This is a genomic window from Brevibacillus sp. YAE8 (assembly GCF_057543335.1).
This window is the reverse complement of sequence record NZ_BAAIYG010000178.1, coordinates 1-520: the sequence shown is the minus strand read 5'-3', so window position 1 is coordinate 520 and position 520 is coordinate 1. Positions and strand designations below refer to the sequence as shown.

1 protein-coding gene is annotated in these 520 nt (G+C 41.5%); it reads right to left on the bottom strand.

Annotated features, from left to right (window positions below):
- On the bottom strand, positions 1-286 hold a 286-nt coding region (locus AC27IT_RS28250; RefSeq protein ID WP_487092329.1), incomplete at its 3' end, for a tetratricopeptide repeat protein.
- Positions 287-520: the final 234 nt, after the last annotated feature.

Genomic DNA, 520 nt, shown 5'->3' with positions numbered 1-520 from the left:
AGAAATAACATTCTGTCATCGACGAGTCTACGTCACTCAGAACAGAGGACAGGATCTCATTCGAACCTGCATAATCCCCCATCTCTGATAATATACCCGCCATATTGCAATGATTCACCGGATTATCCGGTTCATATTCAACGGCTTTGCGAAAATATTTCAATGCCTTGTCATAATGATTGCGATCAAGCGAGCGCACAGCTTTCTCAAAAAAGAAAGATGCGTCGAAACGCAAAGCAATAATCTTAGGGCTAGGTTCCGAAACTCGCAGATGTTTCCCTTTCATAAATAACCAAGGCACCTCCTTTAAAAGTAACTGGCATGTTCATACCCTTCAGTATACCACAACTTCAAAACGACTTGACAGTCGATCCTACCTCATTCCAAAAAACGGTTCCGTACTCGTACCCCAATAGATACATATGCAAAAATACGCAAAATAGCCGAGCGCATTTCCCCTGTATGAAAGGTGCGTTCGGCTAGCAACTAGATATAACATTAAGACCCAATAAATAAGTAT